Raw genomic sequence first — 18061 nt, forward strand, 5'->3', positions numbered from 1 at the left:
TTTAACGGATGCACACTATTTTGTGGCAACCTTATCATCTGAATCTGACGCCGCAGCAACAGGTGCCGTCGGCATAGAAAGCGTCTGCTCCAACCATTCCTGCAGGTTGTCGCCAAAACGCAGACTGCGCCACAGTTGAAATACGTTTTCCTGATGGGTGTAATTCAACACAATCGCACGCTTCGCGTTTTTCTGAGTATTGACGCCGTGAATTTTAGATTGCAACGTCAACTCACCCAGATTATTCAGACTCACCTTGGCATAGGAGTGAGAAATCTCCAGATAGCGCAGCCAGTCAATCACGGCACCGGTGGCAACGTTGCTTTCGCCAATAGAATCCGCCAGATCCTTATCCAAACGCAGAGTCAGTAATCCTGCGTTGGCAATCCAGCCGTCGCGTACCAGCCACTGCGGATCGTTTAGAAAGAGCGGCAACTCGCCGTCGACCTTGCCAGACATAGCAAATTGCTTGGGCTTCAAAACGGTAAACAAAGCGCTTAAATCGACCTGTTTTAATTTCAGCACCGCCGCATCGTGCTGTGGTAAACGCAATGCCGACAGGCTTAAATGTCCATCCAGAATATCCATTCCCACGTTACTGAGGGTTAATGGTTTTTTCTCGGTGTACGGATAAGTGCCCTGCAGATCGGCCGTAATATTTTGCATTTCAAACAAATTGGTTAAGGCGGCAATTCGCAGAGTCACCGGTTCTTTAGCTCCAAGCTGCCACTGATGGTCTTTCAGGCGATAAGACATCACAAAATCCAGACCGCTCATTTCGCCGTCCTTGAGCCACATACCGCCCTGTTTGACCACCCAGTGTCCACCGGCGGTAAAACCTTGCTCACGCGCGGCAGAAAATGCGGCTTGCGCATAAAACTCGCCGTCACGCAATTTGATACCGAGATTAGGGGATAGCAAGGGCTGAAATACCTGCAAAGATTGTTTCGGCCACCAGGCTTCCCCTCTCAAACGCTCTCCGTCCCAACGCCCTCGCAAAGGGATTGGCCCAATTTGCTGTGCCGCTAAATCCCCCTGAAACTGGAAATCATCCGGATTAGTGCCCTTAAGGCGCAAATTCATCACCGTTGCAGGAAGATAGCCTCCATCGCTCAACGCCACGCGTTTGGCCGTTAACTGCATATTGCCGTTGAACGCCGCTTGTTCGCCATTGCGCTGCCACATCAGCGGTTCCGTTAACGTCAGTCTCGGTGAGAATACATTGACCATCCCATACTTTATCTGATCAAAACCGGTAGAAAGCTGATCCAAATGAATTAAAGAATCTTGCCAACGCCCTTTCCCGGCAATATCCCAGCGAGCAGCCAGGGGAGGTAAATCGCCTTTGCCCCAATAGCGCCATTGCCAGATACCGCTATCTGGCAAAAAGTTTTGCGCGCTGCCATCCAGATGCAGTTTTACATTACCCCAGTAGCGATCCCGTGCATTCACTATCGCCTGCAAACGGCCGTTAATCCCGGCGGCAGTCATTCGTACTCCCGCCAACGGCCAGCGAGCATCATTCAAGCGTAATTCTGGCGTAATATCACCGTAAGCACGGAGCAACGCACCGGGAGACAATAACAGCGTCGGGTTGAGCACCGAACCGCTCAATATTCCCGGCAAAGTGCCATTCAATATCAGATTGGACAAATTAGCCTGACCGCTAATCTGGAAACGCAGATCGCTGTCGATCAAACTTAAGTGACCTGGGCCTAATGTCAGAACTGCGTTGCCCTTGCCATTTTGACCGGAGGTAATTACGTTGATTCGAGCAGTAATCACCGCCTGATCAAACCCTTCACTCCAATCCTGTACCGTCAGATTTACGCCGCCGCTCAACGGCTGCTGAGCATAAGGCCACTGCCAAACGCCTTGATTAATTTGGATATGCCTGGCGGCAACCTGCCAGGGCAGCGTAATCAGCGCTTTATCTCCGCCTCGCTCCGTCAGGGTCAACTCTCCCTGTTGCTGTTGCCAATGTAAAGCCACCAGCAAGGGCTGTTCCATATAAGGCGTTGTGAATTCGCCGGCCAGTTGCCCTCTTGTCGGCAACGCGTCCAATGACAAGGGAATACTTAATGTTCCGCTTAACCGAAGCGGTTGAACGCTTCCGGGAATAGCCAAAACAAACTGCTGTAAATGCAGTTGTTGCTGATTATCCAAAGTGGCGTTAAAACGCAATTTATCACCTTGGTAATCAATAACCTGACCAGCTTTTGCCGTAGTGAATGACAACGCGCCGCCATACTGTTGCCAAGGGGTGACAGAAAGATTATCAATATGCAGGTCGAGAGAAGAAAGGCGACGTTGCCAGTCGGCCAGATTTTGCGACGTTGACTCTGGGTCGTCCGACGTCAACTGACTCAAGCACTCGGTATCCATTGCCAATGTTTTAGTCTGAATTCCCCAACGCCCTTCTTTATAAGAAAGTCGGGTATCACCAAGATCGACTAACGGACAGGTTTTTGCCAGAAAACGCAGACCATCCACATGTAAGGCTCCGTCACGCCAAACCGGCGTATGGGCTAAAATGAGTTGGCTACCGGCTGGCAACCAATGGGCTGCAACTTTCGGTAACCATTGAGGCAAAGTTTTCCATAACGCGACGACTAGAATCACGCTGGCGAACAGTAGCCAACCGATTATTTTTAGGCTTTTAATCATTATTGGCCTTGTTTTATGAACTGTGTTTCCTAAACCGCTGCACTTAGCATAACAAATTTCTGACTGCTGTTATTATGTAGCATAACTAAATCCCTAAGTAATATAGATAATACATCGGGAGCGCCATCACTCCCTTACTCTAACAAATTGTATGATTTATTAAATTCTGATACTTTGATCACAATATTTTGGCGGAGAAATCATGATGAAATTAGCCATTTACAGTACCAAGCAGTATGACCGTAAATATCTTGAGTTGGTAAACCAGAAGTTTGGCTTTGAACTGGAGTTTTTCGATTTTCTGCTTAGCCCGAAAACGGCAAAAACTGCCGTAGGCTGTCAGGCAGTTTGTCTCTTCGTCAACGATGACGGTAGCCGTGAAGTATTAACTGAATTAGCCGATATGGGCGTGAAAATACTGGCGCTGCGTTGCGCTGGTTTCAATAACGTTGATTTAGATGCAGCCAAAGAGCTGGGCATTAAAGTGGTTCGCGTACCAGCCTATTCTCCAGAGGCAGTAGCGGAGCATACAGTAGGCATGATGATGAGCCTGAATCGCCGTATTCACCGTGCTTATCAACGTACCCGCGATGCCAACTTCTCTCTGGAAGGTTTAATCGGTTTTAATATGCATGGCCGTACCGCCGGGGTGATTGGTACCGGCAAAATCGGCGTAGCCACAATGCGTATTCTGAAAGGTTTCGGCATGAATCTGCTGGCCTACGATCCTTACCCTAGTGATCAGGCCTTGGAGTTAGGTGCAGAATATGTTGATTTGAAAACGTTGTATGCAAAATCTGACGTTATTTCTCTGCACTGCCCGCTAACGCCAGAAAACCATCATCTGTTAAATAAAGATGCCTTTGATCAGATGAAAAATGGCGTCATGATCATCAATACCAGCCGCGGTGCTTTGATTGACTCTACGGCGGCTATTGAAGCGCTGAAGCAGCAGAAAATCGGCTCTCTTGGTATGGATGTGTATGAAAATGAACGAGATTTGTTCTTTGAAGATAAATCCAACGACGTGATTCAGGACGACGTATTCCGCCGTCTGTCTTCATGTCATAACGTACTCTTCACCGGCCATCAGGCGTTCCTGACCGAAGAGGCGTTAACCAGCATTTCCGAAACTACCATGCAAAATATTCAGCAACTCGACCAGGGTTTACCTTGCCCTAACCTATTGAACGCATAATAGGTTGAATGCCATTTCGTTATTTATACAGGGTGTGTTCTGCGCACCCTGTTTTATTTCCAGTTACCTTTGTTTATTGCCCCTGAACTACTCGCCCTCGTCGAATATAAGTATTTCCCTCTGCTTTGTGCTCATGCCAACGGTGAAATAACTCAAAAAACATTCCCCTTGACCGATTAAGAATGGCTGCAATTCTGATAAGAAAACTCTTGTTATCCCTCACTTTTATCATATAGCGCGGTTAACAAACCCAGGGTTTGGTATCATATACTTAAATTAATCAAGGTATTCGTCTGTACGGACGACGCAATTACCTCATCAGGAGAGAACATGAAAAAAATTATTCCATTGGCTATCGCGGGAATTCTATTAGCGGGTTGCGGTATGAATCAGAGCCAAAATACGGCTAATCAAATTACCGCTGGGGATTTACAGCATCATAATTTCGTGTTGGTGAGCGTCGACGGTCAATCGCCAAAAAATCAGCAAGGCAATATGCCGAGCATTGAGTTCGGTGAAAAAATGCACATTTCTGGCGCAATGTGTAATCGTTTTATGGGACAAGGTGAGTTGAAAGACAGCGTTCTTACTGTTAAGGCTTTGGCTGGCACGCGCATGATGTGCAACGATCCTCAGTTAAACCAATGGGATACCTTGATTGGCGAGGTTCTGGCTAGCGGTGCCAAAGTGACCTTGAATAAAGGCGAGTTAACCCTGAATAACGGCAGCCACACCTTGGTTTATACCAGCCGCGACTGGGTAAGCTAAGCCTGTATTGTGCCTCAGGTAGACTATGGCAATCGAATTTCACTGCCATAGTCTTAATAACCTGTAACTTCAGAACCGTTTTATTAGCTCGCCGGACAGGCTCCGCGCATCAACGCCCACTCTTCGCAGCGCTTTCCGTCAGGTAACTGGCACATTCCGATACTTCCACCATTTAGCTGTTTGGCTAGCGTTAATACTCCCCCCGCATTAGCGCAGTTAACCGATGCCGGATTAGACATATTGACGTGGTGGACGCTGGCGCTGGTTGCCTGCTGTTCAGGAATATAATCGTCATTTGAGTTGCTGCTACAGGCGGCTAAAAATAATACGGCGCCGGCGACCAAACAAGATGATGCTTTCATTGTTACGCTCCAGAGCATAAACAGACTGTCGAAATTACAGAAGATAAGCGCCCGATATCATATCTGAGCCGTTCCATCAGCGTCGAGTGACTTTATCAATATTTGTTATAATTTGAACTCAGTATATACGGTACATATCAGAACAATTAAATGTAGTTGTTATTTACATAACCAGCTTGGAAAATAAACGCGGCCTATTGAGATAATTATTATCGTGTTTGACATGCGTAGTCTCATCGCACAAAAAATATAACGGGAAAAATCATGATTACAGACTTATTGCTACGAATAGCCTTGGCGGGCGCACTAGGTGGATTAATTGGCATCGAGCGTCAATTACGTTCTAAAGAAGCAGGCTTGCGTACTCATATTCTGGTGGGCATTGGTAGCGCCATGTTTATGATCGTTTCTAAATACGGTTTTGATGATTTGCTGGCTCTGGGGCACGTCAGCTTTGACCCTAGCCGCGTGGCGGCACAGGTGGTTAGTGGCATGGGCTTCCTCGGCGCCGGTACAATTATGATTCAGAAACAGATGGTAAAAGGGCTCACCACCGCCGCCGGTATGTGGGTGACGGCCGCTATTGGCCTGGTCATTGGGAGTGGATTATACGAAATCGGTATTTACGGCACGTTGATGACGCTGGTGGTTCTGGAAGTGTTCCGTCAATTGAGCAACCGTTTGATGGGACATCATCATTATGTGCTGATACGGTTACTGCCTGAATCGGTGCCGACGGTCTTAGTTTCTTTGCAGAAAATGCGTATTCGCCCTATTAATCTTTCCGTCACTCAGCGAGATAGAAACAGCGAAAATGCAGACTGTGAATTAACCATGGAAGTGACATTGTCACCAAAAAGAAGTGCCGACAAAATATATCAGCAATTGCTGACTATCGAGGGTGTCCATACGCTAGATATTCGTTGATGCCCTTTCCCCCGTACGGTATTTCCTTTGTTCAATAAATAAAGGAAGTAAAACTGTGCGGGGGAATCAAAACAATTAATGCATTGTGGTTTTAGACAGCAAATTAATCACCAACACTCCGGAAATAATCAACGTCATCCCCAAAATCGCCGCCCAATCCAGCTTTTGCTGATACATAAAAGTCGCGGCAACCGAGACCAGAACAATCCCCAACCCAGACCAGATAGCATAGGCGATGCCTAATGGCATAGTTTTAACGACCTGAGAAAGTCCCCAAAAAGCAATACCATAGCCAATAACGACAAAAATAGACGGCACCAAACGAGTAAAACCTTCTGAAGCCTTTAATAAAGTAGTTGCGATAACTTCCGCCACAATGGCCATCATCAAATACAAAAATCCAGTCATAATCTTTTTCTCATTTCAATATCAGCATTTGAGAGTAAAGTATGCCATTCTCAAATCAATGCCGGTTAAATACACAGCGGAATTAACCGTAATTTTACATGTATTGGCCACGTCAGGTTGATTTTTCTGCGACATTCACATGGCTGTAATAAATAGTTTTCTAATTGTAATAATTATTTTCTGCGATAACTTAATCTCGAGCCTCCCCCACAGAAATATGCCTGTCAGCGTCATTCTATTATTTTTTTCCTTTTTTTACCTACACACAAACACGATAAGAGGCAAAAAATCTCTCTGCTAGACTTTCCTTATAACAGAAGTCAGGGACAGACAGTTATCTCCCCGGTCTCAGCATGACGAGCAATGTAAAGGTACAATTAATGATCACAACTGACGGTAACAGTGCCGTAGCCTCAGTGGCTTACCGCGCCAGTGAAGTTATTGCTATTTATCCTATCACGCCAAGCTCCACAATGGCTGAACAGGCAGACGCCTGGTCTGGCGATGGTAAAGTTAATATCTGGGGCGATATACCCAGAGTCGTTGAAATGCAGTCGGAAGGCGGGGCCATTGCCACGGTTCACGGCGCATTACAAACCGGAGCGCTGTCCACCTCATTCACCTCATCCCAGGGTTTACTGTTAATGATTCCGACCCTGTATAAGTTGGCCGGTGAATTAACTCCATTCGTTTTACACGTTGCCGCTCGCACCGTTGCAACCCATGCGCTGTCAATTTTTGGCGATCATTCTGACGTTATGGCCGTTCGCCAGACCGGTTGCGCGATGCTGTGCGCCAGTAACGTGCAGGAAGCACAAGATTTTGCACTGATTTCTCAAATGGCGACTCTGAATAGTCGCATTCCATTTATTCATTTCTTTGATGGTTTCCGTACCTCCCACGAAATCAACAAAATTGTTTCTCTCAGTGACGATACTTTACGCCAACTATTGCCGCAAAAAGGCATAGATGAGCACCGCAGCCGGGCGCTATCACCGGATCATCCTGTCGTGCGTGGCACCTCCGCTAATCCGGATACCTATTTCCAGTCACGAGAAGCCACCAACCCTTGGTACAACGCAACCTATCAACATGTTGCCGAAGCTATGGAAGCTTTTGCCGCCGCAACCGGTCGGGAATATAAACCATTTGAATACTACGGCCACCCGCAGGCGGATCGCGTTATCATTCTAATGGGTTCAGCCAGTGGTACCTGCGAGGAAGTCATAGACACGCTGTTGACGCGCGGAGAGAAAGTCGGCGTTCTGAAAGTTAGATTATTCCGCCCTTTCTCTGCCTCACATTTACTGAATGTGCTGCCTGGCTCAGCCAGTAAAATAGCCGTTCTGGATCGAACTAAAGAACCTGGCGCATTAGCCGAACCACTGTATCTGGATGTTATGACCGCGTTGGCGGAGGCCTACAGTCGCGGTGAACGCCCGACTTTACCCAAAGTTATTGGCGGACGTTATGGCCTATCTTCAAAAGAATTCGGCCCCGACTGCGCGTTAGCTATTTTCAAGGAATTAGCGCTGGATATGCCGCGCCCCCGCTTTACCGTGGGTATTTTTGACGATGTGACCGGCCTGTCTCTACCATTAACCACGGAAACCATTCCCCAGCGCGCCACGCTTGAAGCGTTGTTCTACGGTTTGGGCAGTGACGGTTCGGTTTCCGCCACGAAAAATAACATCAAAATCATTGGCAATAGCACTTCTATGTACGCTCAGGGCTATTTTGTCTATGACTCCAAAAAAGCAGGCGGTCTGACGGTTTCCCACCTGCGCGTTAGCCCCACACCCATCAATTCAGCCTATCTGGTCAGCCAAGCGGACTTTGTCGGCTGCCACCAGCTCCAGTTTATCGATCTCTATCAAATGGCCGAGCGCTTGAAGCCGGGAGGTATTTTCCTGTTGAATACCCCGTTTAGCGCCGACGATATGTGGCAGCGCTTGCCGCAGGAAGTTCAGGCCGTGCTGCACCAGCGCAACGCTCGTTTTTACGTGATTAATGCAGCGAAAATTGCCCGCGAATGCAAATTGGGCGCGCGCATCAATACCGTGATGCAAATGGCCTTTTTCCATTTAACCCAGATCCTGCCAACCGATATGGCGATGCAGCAATTACGGGATGCCATTGAGCGCAGTTATAGTAGCAAAGGAACTGAAATCGTTGAACGCAACTGGCAGGCGCTGGATGCCACCCTCGATGCGTTGATAGAAATCCCACTGGAACCTATCGATTCCAGTAGCCCAATGCGCCCACCGATTGTCTCCGATCAGGCACCTGACTTCGTTAAAACTGTCACTGCCACCATGCTGGCTGGTTTAGGCGATGCCCTACCTGTTTCTGCCTTTCCGCCAGATGGCACCTGGCCTGTAGGTACCACCCAATGGGAAAAACGCAATATTGCGGAAAACATTCCTCTCTGGCGGCCCGATCTCTGTACCCAGTGTAACCACTGTGTGGCAGCCTGCCCTCATTCGGCTATCCGAGCTAAAGTGGTTCAGCCTGAGGCGATGGCCGGAGCACCAGACAGTCTGCAATCCCTTGATGTAAAAGCTCGGGATATGCGTGGTCAAAAATATGTACTGCAAGTCGCCCCGGAAGACTGTACCGGCTGTAATTTATGTTATGAGGTTTGCCCCGCCAAAGATCGCCAGAATCCTGAGGTTAAAGCGATCAATATGGAGCCACGTCTAGCTCATCTGGCCGAAGAAAAATCGCACTATGATTTTTTCCTCAATCTGCCAGAGATCGATAAAACTCAAATGGAACGTATAGATATCCGCACTTCACAGTTGATTTCTCCGCTGTTTGAGTACTCCGGAGCCTGTTCTGGCTGCGGTGAAACACCATATATCAAGCTATTAACCCAGCTGTACGGTGACAGACTGCTGATTGCCAACGCCACCGGTTGTTCGTCCATTTACGGTGGCAACCTACCTACCACGCCTTACACCACCAACGCCGACGGACGCGGGCCTGCCTGGGCCAACTCGCTGTTTGAAGATAACGCCGAGTTTGGTTTGGGTTTCCGCCTGACGGTTGATCAACACCGGCAGCGGGTATTGCGCCTGCTAAACACTCTGGCTCCGCAGTTGCCGCCAGAGTTGGTTGACCAGTTGCTCAGTGAAGCTACGCCGGAAGTACGTCGCCTGCAAGTTAACCAATTACGCACGTTATTGGCGAATATCGACGGTAATGACGCCATACAGTTAGCCACCGATGCAGACTATCTGGTCGACAAATCCATCTGGCTGATAGGAGGCGATGGTTGGGCCTACGACATTGGTTTCGGTGGCCTGGATCACGTACTCAGCCTGACAGAGAACGTCAATGTGCTGGTGCTGGATACCCAATGTTACTCCAATACCGGTGGCCAGCAGTCTAAAGCCACCCCGCTAGGCGCAGTCACCAAATTTGGTGAGCACGGTAAGCGTAAGGCACGTAAAGATTTGGGCGTCAGTATGATGATGTACGGTCATGTTTATGTCGCGCAAATCTCGTTGGGAGCCCAGCTCAACCAAACGGTAAAAGCCATTCAGGAAGCCGAGGCCTATCCAGGGCCATCGCTGATCATCGCCTACAGCCCTTGCGAGGAGCACGGCTACGATCTGGCCTACAGCCACGACCAAATGAAACAGCTGACAGCCACCGGATTCTGGCCACTTTATCGCTTCGATCCGCGCCGAGCCGACGAGGGAAAAGCCGCTTTGGCACTGGATTCTCGCCCTCCGAGCAGCGATCTCACCGCCACCTTGCTGAAAGAGCAGCGTTTCCGCCGCCTCAATACGCAGGAACCTGAGGTGGCCGCCCAGCTATACGCCAGCGCCGAGAAAGATCTGAAGAAACGCTATGATTTCCTCAGCCTGCTCGCTGGTAAGGCTGAAAAAGCGCCTACGGAGTAATCCGGCCCACTGAGGTTAATTCATTAAGCCAGTCGAACCAAGATTGACTGGCTTTTTTATTGGCTTTTGCGAGATGTTTCGCATTAGCGAAAGCAATGATGTTTATTTCAACACATCAATAACATCTATCTATCAATAGACTTGATAAACTCGTTTTAAATCAATCATACTTACGGTTCTTTTGATTCTAACTAAAGCACTATCATCCGTTTCATGTTTACATTTACGACTGACAACTTGAATCACTAAAAGGGAATAAACGTGGATTTTGAGACATATAAGAACAATGTTATACACCACGAAGTTGGGCACTGGTTTGTAGCTAATAAATTAAAACTAAATCCGGGAAATATAAAAATAGAGATAAAAAAATGACACTCTGGATTTTCGCATTCTGGTACATCGCACATTGATTTAGCGCCCTCATTAAAGAACCTGGCTGATGTCAAAACATATTTAATTAACCGGATTTGCGTGTTATACGCAGGCACAGCATTTCAGTCTGAACAAGAAGATAGATCCGCAGATCAAATATTAGAATGTGAAGGTAAAGATGATTATTCAAAACTCAATGAGTTATGTTTCGTTCTCAGAGGCCTAAACCATCCTGACAATACCCAAAAGTGCCATGAGTTAGACCAACGTAATGAGATAGCCATAGAGTGCTGGGGCAAAGTGATGAAAATACGATCTCATTATCATAAAGAAATACTTAACCTTACTGACTATATTTCAAATAAAGTCAAAGAAACCGATAAGAAATATACGTTCACTTGCAAAGAAATAAAGCAAAAGATCAACCGCTAGTATTTTGAATGACATTGGACTGACTAGAACGATGAATCACACGTTGGCATTCGGCTTCGCAAGCCTTACCGTACGCGCCACACCTATACATATGGTGGTTATTTTGTAGCGCAAACCGGCTTTGACGACTGCACAAATGGGGCATGATAACGCTCGACGGCTTCCCGAGAATCCGTTGTATCTGCTCAACGCAAATGAATAGTGATCAAATTGGTTTATAGAATGATAAACTCACACTATAGAAGCTATGTATCACCATGCCCCAACTGAATACGAGTTATGATTAAATGTTAGAAAAACAAGAAATTAACAAAAAAGAACAGTACAACCTGAATAAATTGCAGAAAAGACTACGCCGCAATGTGGGTCAGGCTATTGCCGATTTTAATATGATTGAGGAAGGCGACCGCATTATGGTCTGCCTGTCTGGCGGCAAAGACAGCTACACCATGCTGGATATTTTGCAGAACCTGCAAAAAAGCGCGCCAATTAATTTCACGCTGATTGCGGTTAATCTGGATCAAAAACAGCCTGGATTCCCCGAACATATTCTGCCAGCCTATCTGGAAAAATTGGGTGTGGAATACAAGATCGTTGAAGAAAACACCTACGGGATTGTGAAAGATATTATTCCGGAAGGTAAAACCACCTGTTCACTGTGCTCTCGTTTACGACGCGGCATTCTTTACCGCACGGCGACAGAGCTGGGAGCAACGAAGATTGCGCTGGGTCACCATCGTGATGACATTCTGCAAACGCTATTCCTCAACATGTTCTACGGCGGCAAGCTGAAAGGTATGCCACCAAAATTGATGAGTGATGACGGAAAGCATGTGGTTATCCGCCCACTGGCCTACTGCCGTGAGAAAGATATCGAACGTTTTGCTGAAGCGCGTGAATTCCCGATCATTCCGTGCAACCTTTGCGGTTCACAACCAAACCTACAGCGTCAGGTCATCCGCGATATGCTGCGTGATTGGGATAAACAGTATCCGGGCCGTATCGAAACGATGTTTAGTGCCACGCAAAATGTAGTGCCTTCACATTTAAACGACGGTTCGCTGTTTGACTTTAAAAGTATTACCCACGGCAGCGAAGTGATTAATGGCGGCGATTTGGCTTTCGATCGTGAAGAATTACCGATGCAGCCGGTAGGCTGGCAGCCAGAAGAAGATGAAGAAAACGGGAAACCGATGATTGAGCGTCTTAACGTGGTAGAAATTAAGTAAAAAGCCACTAGTTAATGAATACGAATGCTCGGATTCACCGTAATCCGGGCATTTTTTATGCCTGTCGTTTTTGCGCATAAAAAAATGCCGGTGTCTATTCAACGCCGGCATCGTAACAATCAATGTGCTATGCAGTACTACAAAATTAAAAATCTTACAAATATGGAGCACAACGCCCATCGCTTGACGTTGCATTCACCTGCGAGATAGATAATGCCTGAGCCCGGTAACTCAAATGTTGATATTGCTCAATATTGAAGGGATTAGCATGTTTATTACCACCTTTTTCAACTATCGCTATCTTGCTGAGTTATAACCATTTACTGCGTTTTAACCACCAGGCAACAGCAAGCACCAAAGCAACTAACATCATGCAGAAAGCAGCAAAACCGAATCGAGCTTCATTACCGGGAATACCGCCGAGGTTGACGCCAAACAGCCCGGTTAAAAAGGTTGTCGGCAGAAAAACCATGGCCAATAGCGACATGGTATACGTTCGGCGGTTCATCGCATCTGCCATTAACGAACTGATTTCATCTGCCAGCACTGCGGTACGAGCAATACTGGAATCTAAATCTTCCAATCCTCGCCCTAACCTTTCGGAAATCTCCTGCATTCTGCGCCGATCGTCATCATTCATCCACGGTAGCCGCTCGCTGGCCAGACGCGAGAACACATCACGCTGTGGAGCCATATAGCGCCGTAAAACAATCAGTTGCTTGCGTAATAGCGCCATTTGCCCGCGCGCGGGAACCTGCTGCTCTAACAAATCATCTTCCAGATCGATGATTTTATCGTGTAAATCTTCGATAAATTCATTGGTGTGATCGGTCAACCCATCGGCTATCTCTACCAACCATCTACCGCTATCCGTTGGGCCAGTGCCACTTTGTAGATCGTTAAGAACATCATCTATAGAGTAAATCCGTCGATGTCGGGTAGAAACAATAAGTTTATCCGTCATATAAACGCGGATAGTCACCAGCTGATCCGGGCGGGCATCGGCGTTAAAATTGATGCCACGCAAAGTGATCATCGTTCCGTCGCCCAGCCGCGTCACTTTTGGCCGCATACTGTCGCCGGACAAACCATCTCGCACCACTTCCGGTAGCAAGGGCGTATTGCGTAGCCAATCGATACTGTCCTGACGGGTATAGTCCAAATGCAGCCAACACGGATGTTGAGCCGTTGCTACGGCGTCTGGGGCTATGGGCGTTACGCCACCTTTACCATCGAGTTGATACGCGTAAACCGCGTCCGAAACCTGAAGTGCTTTTCCTTCGACCTCATCCACAACCCTATTCTCCTCAATCACCGACCTTCAGCATAGGAATGATTCAGTCTAGCCTTAACTTCTTGAAGTTTAAAGCCGACAAGGCACGGATAAGCCAGAATTGGCTAAGCATTAGAGGGGAATGAATCGGTTTGGCGGAGTTGTTAGGATAAAAAATCCCCGTAACCAGATTACAGGGATTTTATGATACTGAATAAACTAACGATGGATATTCACTGCAAAACGCAGATCAATGTTTAATGATGTACATCGTTTGACTGTAGGCTACATCTTCCGGATTGGTAATCGGATAACCTTTTACCCAAGGCTTAATTAAGCGGCCATTGGTATATTGATAAATAGGTGCAATCGGCGCCTGCTCGGCGAGAATCTGCTCGGCTTTGTTATAATCAGCATTCAGCGCTTTGGCATTAGTTTGTTTGCTGGTATCCGCCATCAGTTTATCGTAATCCGCATTATTGAATTTGGCTATATTCCCGCTGTGACTGGATGTTAATAACGACAGGAAGGTTGACGGCTCATTATAATCCCCAACCCAGGATGCACGCACCACGTCAAAATTGCCGGTATTGCGGCTATCTATATAAGTTTTCCATTCCTGGTTAACCAGCTTGACATCCACGCCCAGTTTTTTCTTCCACATTGAGGCGACCGCAATCGCCAGTTTTTGGTGGTTTTCCGAAGTGTTATACAACAGCGAAAGTTTTAACGGATTATTCGGGCCATAGCCCGCCGCATTCATCAACGCTTTCGCCTGCGCATCTAATTCAGCCTGACTGTGCTGCTGTAAGAAATTATCCGTCGGCTTATATCCAGCCGTCACGTCTGGGGTAAAGTGATAAGCTGGCTTCTCTCCGGTACCTAATACTTTTTCCGCAATAATTTTACGATCGATCGCGTAAGACAGCGCTTTACGCACACGAACATCGTTGGTTGGCGCCCGCTGAGTATTAAACGCGTAATAATACGTCCCGAGCTGATCCGGAGTATAAACCTGCCCAGGAATATCTTTTAACAGCTTCTGGTACATGTTTTTCGGGAAGGACTCAGTGATATCGATATCACCGGCCTGATAACGTTTAGTCGCGTTGGATTCCTGATTAATCGGAATAAACGTCACTTTGGTCAGCACCGTATGGGCGTGATCCCAATAATTTTCATTGGGTACCAGCACCAGTTTTTCATTTACCACGCGGTCTTGTAATTTAAAAGCACCGTTACCGACCAAATTACCCACTTTAGTCCAGTTATTGCCATATTTCTCAACCGTTGCTTTATGAACTGGGAACATACTGAAATTTGCCATCAGGCTTACAAAATAAGGCACTGGCTTACTCAGTTGAACTTTAAGCGTGTAATTATCCACTGCGCTAACGCCCAATTGATCCGCCGGTAATTTACCGGCAATAATCTGTTCCGCGTTATTTAAACCAGCTAATTGCGCAAACCAGGCAAAAGGCGACAGATTTTTGGGATCGACCAAACGCTGCCAGCTATACACAAAATCATTAGCAGTCACCGGATCGCCATTGGACCAGCGCGCGTCTTTACGCAGCGTAAATAGCCAGATTTGATTATCTGAAGTTTGCCATTTCTCCGCTACGCCCGGAATAACTTTGCCGTTGGCATCCTGATTCACCAGCCCTTCAAACAAATCTCGCGCGACCTGCGCTTCCGGCAAACCAACCGCTTTTATCGGATCCAAAGAAGCAGGCTCATCCTTAATATGGCGAACAATCTCTTGTTTATCAGCTAATTGTGTACCCGGCGGCACCTCAGCGGCATAGGCCGAGCCGAGGGATGCCCCGACCACAGCGGCACATAATGCATAACGAAAATATTGCATAATTGATGACCTTATCGTTGTTAATCCATGCCATAAATGAGCCACATTCCACTGGCTCTGACTTGTCATTCTCCCGTCAGCGAAAATTCTTGATGCTGCCAGGCCGGGTACTCAACTAATAAATCTAACCTATCATTATTTTCAAATCTATTACTTATTAGATATCAATAGCTAATAGTGCGGTTTATGCCAAATAATCACCGAATACGGCGGCGTTTGTATCGGAAGAAGTTAAGTGATAATTTCATGACTGCCGAACCAAGACATCTAAAGAGAACCCCATGACACAGCTTCGTCCCCGCCCACTTCGCGGCCATTTACCACCACTAGGAAAGCTCTACGGCAGTTCGTTTTTAGGTGCCCCGCTGCTTTACTTCCCCGCTCAAACGCCGGCGGCAGATACCGGGCTGATTATCGCCGGTACCCACGGTGACGAAACGGCCGCGGTCATTACGCTATCCTGCGCGTTACGCAGCATTTCTACCGAACAACTGCGCCACCATGTGATTCTGGCGGTCAATCCAGACGGCTGTCAGCTCGGTTTACGCGCCAACGCCAACGGGGTCGATCTCAACCGGAATTTTCCAGCTAAAAACTGGCAATCCGGCGAGACGGTTTACCGCTGGAACAGTGCGGCCACCGAACGGGACGTTTTATTATCAACAGGAAGCGAGGCGGGTTCAGAATTGGAAACCAAAGCGCTATGTCAGATTATTGGAGAACTGGCTCCAGCGTGGGTCGTTTCCTTCCACGAGCCTTTGGCCTGCATTGAAGATCCTGATAGTTCACCGCTAGGTCATTGGTTGTCAGAACAATTTGATCTGCCACTCTTAACCAACGTGGGTTATGCCACGCCAGGGTCATTCGGCAGTTGGTGTGCAGATATTTCCCTGCCTTGTATCACCGCTGAGTTTCCCCCGATTTCAGCCGACGCCGCCAGCGAGAGCTATCTGGCAGCGATGATTGCCCTTCTCACCAGACCCTAGCCTTGGGATTAACTGGCCAACTGATTAATCGCGCCACAGGAGAAATTCAATCCTTCCGCGACGTCGCTGGCCAACCAGGTTGGGCCATCTAAATCGATAAACCGAGCTACGGGTGCCAAAGGTAACGCGGCGCGAATAGCCCGCGAGGTGCATAGCATACAGCCCAGCATCATTTCAAAACCCAGGGCTTTTGCCTGCTCGGCCAGCAGTAAAGCCTCGGTTAAACCACCGCTTTTATCCAGTTTGATATTGACCATTTCATAGCGTCCAACCAATCCCTGCAAATCTTCACGCGTATGACAGCTTTCATCGGCGCAAATAGGCAGCGGATGAATAAAATGCTGCAAAGTCTCGTCTTTATCCGCAGGTAATGGCTGTTCCAGCATGGCAACACCGAGGTCTGCCAATAATTGACAACGCGCGGCCAAGCCTTCTGGTTGCCAGGATTCATTGGCATCAACAATTAATATAGCCTCCGGCACTGCGGCACGAATGGCCACTAACCGCTCCGCAATCAGATGATCGTCCAGTTTGATTTTTAACAGCTTTGCGCCCTGCTGTGACAGCAAACGCGCGTTGTAAGCCATGGACTCCGGCGTACCGATACTGACGGTTTGCGCCATTGAGATAGCATCGAGAGCCTGGGTATGACTCAATTGCCACAAGTTTTTTCGAGTCAGCCCGCATTCCAGTTGCCATAAAGCCGAATCAACGGCGTTACGCGCCGCACCCGCCGGCAATAATTGCTGTAACGCATCGCGGGAAATGCCGTATTCGATCGCATCGGCAACCAATGCCAACTGCGCCATCACGGAAGATTCACTTTCCCCATAACGTGGGTAGGGAGTACATTCACCTACGCCTCGAATGCCATTTTGCTCTATTTCGACCACCACAACCTTGGCTTCAGTACGGCTTCCACGCGAAATAACGAACGCGGTGTGTAACGGCCAGGATTCTGGGTAAAAACGCATCGTTCTCATAATGGCTCCCAAGCTATGTGATCGCTGAACCTAAGGAATAGCAGGCTAACTCATCAATATATACAATTGTTTAGAGAATTTCTTATATGCAATTGCCTATTGTTACCTTAAACTGAAATCCGTGTTACATATCTGTAAAGGAATCTTAAATGACACAGACCGTACATTTTCAAGGCAATCCTGTTGCCGTAGCGGGTAAACTTCCGCAAGCCGGCGAGAAAGCCAAAGACTTCACTTTGGTCGCTAAAGATCTTTCTGCCGTTTCTCTGAGCGATTTTGCCGGTAAACGCAAAGTTCTGAACATCTTCCCCAGCATTGATACCGGTGTTTGCGCCGCTTCCGTGCGTAAATTCAATCAGTTGGCTGGCGAGCTTGAGAATACCGTTGTTCTTTGTATCTCCGCTGACCTTCCATTTGCCCAATCACGCTTCTGCGGTGCTGAAGGCCTGAGTAACGTAGTGACTCTGTCCACCCTGCGTGGCGCTGAATTCAAACAAGCCTATGGCGTTGAAATTGCCGAAGGTCCATTAGCCGAACTGACCGCCCGTGCCGTTGTGGTGCTGGATGGCAATGACAACGTAATTTACAGCGAATTGGTGAATGAAATCACTAGTGAGCCTGATTACGATGCCGCATTAGCCGCGCTGAAATAATAGCTCAACGCAGATAGCAAAA

The 18061-nt window shown here is 47.7% G+C and carries 13 protein-coding genes; 7 read left to right on the forward strand and 6 right to left on the reverse strand.

Annotated elements, in window-relative coordinates; translation table 11 throughout:
* Positions 1-15 precede the first annotated feature (15 nt).
* Positions 16-2667, reverse strand: a complete 2652-nt coding sequence (locus ACQ4OC_RS03795; RefSeq protein WP_120805531.1) for a YdbH family protein — start codon at positions 2665-2667, stop codon at positions 16-18.
* Positions 2668-2872: 205 nt separating this feature from the next.
* Between ACQ4OC_RS03795 and ACQ4OC_RS03800 the strand changes: the two genes are divergently transcribed.
* Both ACQ4OC_RS03800 and hslJ read left to right on the forward strand, forming a co-directional pair.
* A complete protein-coding gene (locus ACQ4OC_RS03800) occupies positions 2873-3865 on the forward strand; it encodes a 2-hydroxyacid dehydrogenase (protein WP_064518272.1) in 993 nt (330 codons plus the stop codon).
* A 330-nt stretch (positions 3866-4195) separates the two neighbouring features.
* The gene (gene hslJ / locus ACQ4OC_RS03805; protein WP_064513863.1) at positions 4196-4633 is read left to right on the forward strand and encodes a heat shock protein HslJ; all 438 of its coding nucleotides are present in this window, start codon (positions 4196-4198) and stop codon (positions 4631-4633) included.
* 83 nt (positions 4634-4716) lie between these two features.
* Here the strand turns inward: hslJ and ACQ4OC_RS03810 are convergent, their stop codons facing one another.
* A complete protein-coding gene (locus ACQ4OC_RS03810) occupies positions 4717-4995 on the reverse strand; it encodes a putative hemolysin (protein WP_064513865.1) in 279 nt (92 codons plus the stop codon).
* Positions 4996-5259: 264 nt separating this feature from the next.
* On the opposite strand from ACQ4OC_RS03810, the gene ACQ4OC_RS03815 reads away from it, so the two are divergent.
* The gene (locus tag ACQ4OC_RS03815) at positions 5260-5922 is read left to right on the forward strand and encodes an MgtC/SapB family protein (protein WP_064513867.1); all 663 of its coding nucleotides are present in this window, start codon (positions 5260-5262) and stop codon (positions 5920-5922) included.
* A 75-nt stretch (positions 5923-5997) separates the two neighbouring features.
* Here ACQ4OC_RS03815 and ACQ4OC_RS03820 read toward each other — a convergent pair whose 3' ends face one another.
* Entirely contained in the window at positions 5998-6330 is a 333-nt protein-coding gene (locus tag ACQ4OC_RS03820) for a DMT family transporter (protein ID WP_064513869.1), read from the reverse strand.
* A gap of 380 nt (positions 6331-6710) precedes the next feature.
* On the opposite strand from ACQ4OC_RS03820, the gene nifJ reads away from it, so the two are divergent.
* Both nifJ and ttcA read left to right on the forward strand, forming a co-directional pair.
* Positions 6711-10241, forward strand: a complete 3531-nt coding sequence (gene nifJ, locus ACQ4OC_RS03825; RefSeq protein ID WP_064513870.1) for a pyruvate:ferredoxin (flavodoxin) oxidoreductase — start codon at positions 6711-6713, stop codon at positions 10239-10241.
* Between the two features lie 1094 nt (positions 10242-11335).
* Positions 11336-12277: a tRNA 2-thiocytidine(32) synthetase TtcA gene (gene ttcA / locus ACQ4OC_RS03830; protein ID WP_064513875.1), complete on the forward strand. Its 942-nt coding sequence runs from the start codon at positions 11336-11338 to the stop codon at positions 12275-12277.
* A 310-nt stretch (positions 12278-12587) separates the two neighbouring features.
* Here ttcA and zntB read toward each other — a convergent pair whose 3' ends face one another.
* Positions 12588-13571, reverse strand: coding sequence for a zinc transporter ZntB (gene zntB, locus ACQ4OC_RS03835; RefSeq protein ID WP_064513876.1), 984 nt, complete (start codon positions 13569-13571; stop codon positions 12588-12590).
* A gap of 229 nt (positions 13572-13800) precedes the next feature.
* Positions 13801-15417: a peptide ABC transporter substrate-binding protein gene (locus ACQ4OC_RS03840; RefSeq protein WP_064513878.1), complete on the reverse strand. Its 1617-nt coding sequence runs from the start codon at positions 15415-15417 to the stop codon at positions 13801-13803.
* Positions 15418-15698: 281 nt separating this feature from the next.
* Between ACQ4OC_RS03840 and mpaA the strand changes: the two genes are divergently transcribed.
* Positions 15699-16403 (forward strand): murein tripeptide amidase MpaA, encoded by a 705-nt coding sequence (mpaA, locus tag ACQ4OC_RS03845; protein ID WP_064513880.1) that lies wholly within the window; start codon positions 15699-15701, stop codon positions 16401-16403.
* 8 nt (positions 16404-16411) lie between these two features.
* Here the strand turns inward: mpaA and ycjG are convergent, their stop codons facing one another.
* Positions 16412-17386: an L-Ala-D/L-Glu epimerase gene (ycjG, locus tag ACQ4OC_RS03850; protein WP_064513882.1), complete on the reverse strand. Its 975-nt coding sequence runs from the start codon at positions 17384-17386 to the stop codon at positions 16412-16414.
* A 149-nt stretch (positions 17387-17535) separates the two neighbouring features.
* On the opposite strand from ycjG, the gene tpx reads away from it, so the two are divergent.
* Positions 17536-18039 (forward strand): thiol peroxidase, encoded by a 504-nt coding sequence (tpx, locus tag ACQ4OC_RS03855; RefSeq protein ID WP_430970946.1) that lies wholly within the window; start codon positions 17536-17538, stop codon positions 18037-18039.
* Positions 18040-18061 lie beyond the last annotated feature (22 nt).

The sequence above is a fragment of the Yersinia sp. J1 genome (genome assembly GCF_050586585.1).
GTDB lineage: Bacteria > Pseudomonadota > Gammaproteobacteria > Enterobacterales > Enterobacteriaceae > Yersinia > Yersinia entomophaga.

Coding starts and splice junctions, on each gene's coding strand:
- ACQ4OC_RS03795 (WP_120805531.1), bottom strand. CDS start 2,667: ATGATTAAAAGCCTAAAAATAATCGGTTGGCTACTGTTCGCCAGCGTG.
- ACQ4OC_RS03800 (WP_064518272.1), top strand. CDS start 2,873: ATGAAATTAGCCATTTACAGTACCAAGCAGTATGACCGTAAATATCTT.
- hslJ (WP_064513863.1), top strand. CDS start 4,196: ATGAAAAAAATTATTCCATTGGCTATCGCGGGAATTCTATTAGCGGGT.
- ACQ4OC_RS03810 (WP_064513865.1), bottom strand. CDS start 4,995: ATGAAAGCATCATCTTGTTTGGTCGCCGGCGCCGTATTATTTTTAGCC.
- ACQ4OC_RS03815 (WP_064513867.1), top strand. CDS start 5,260: ATGATTACAGACTTATTGCTACGAATAGCCTTGGCGGGCGCACTAGGT.
- ACQ4OC_RS03820 (WP_064513869.1), bottom strand. CDS start 6,330: ATGACTGGATTTTTGTATTTGATGATGGCCATTGTGGCGGAAGTTATC.
- nifJ (WP_064513870.1), top strand. CDS start 6,711: ATGATCACAACTGACGGTAACAGTGCCGTAGCCTCAGTGGCTTACCGC.
- ttcA (WP_064513875.1), top strand. CDS start 11,336: ATGTTAGAAAAACAAGAAATTAACAAAAAAGAACAGTACAACCTGAAT.
- ACQ4OC_RS03840 (WP_064513878.1), bottom strand. CDS start 15,417: ATGCAATATTTTCGTTATGCATTATGTGCCGCTGTGGTCGGGGCATCC.
- mpaA (WP_064513880.1), top strand. CDS start 15,699: ATGACACAGCTTCGTCCCCGCCCACTTCGCGGCCATTTACCACCACTA.
- ycjG (WP_064513882.1), bottom strand. CDS start 17,386: ATGAGAACGATGCGTTTTTACCCAGAATCCTGGCCGTTACACACCGCG.
- tpx (WP_430970946.1), top strand. CDS start 17,536: ATGACACAGACCGTACATTTTCAAGGCAATCCTGTTGCCGTAGCGGGT.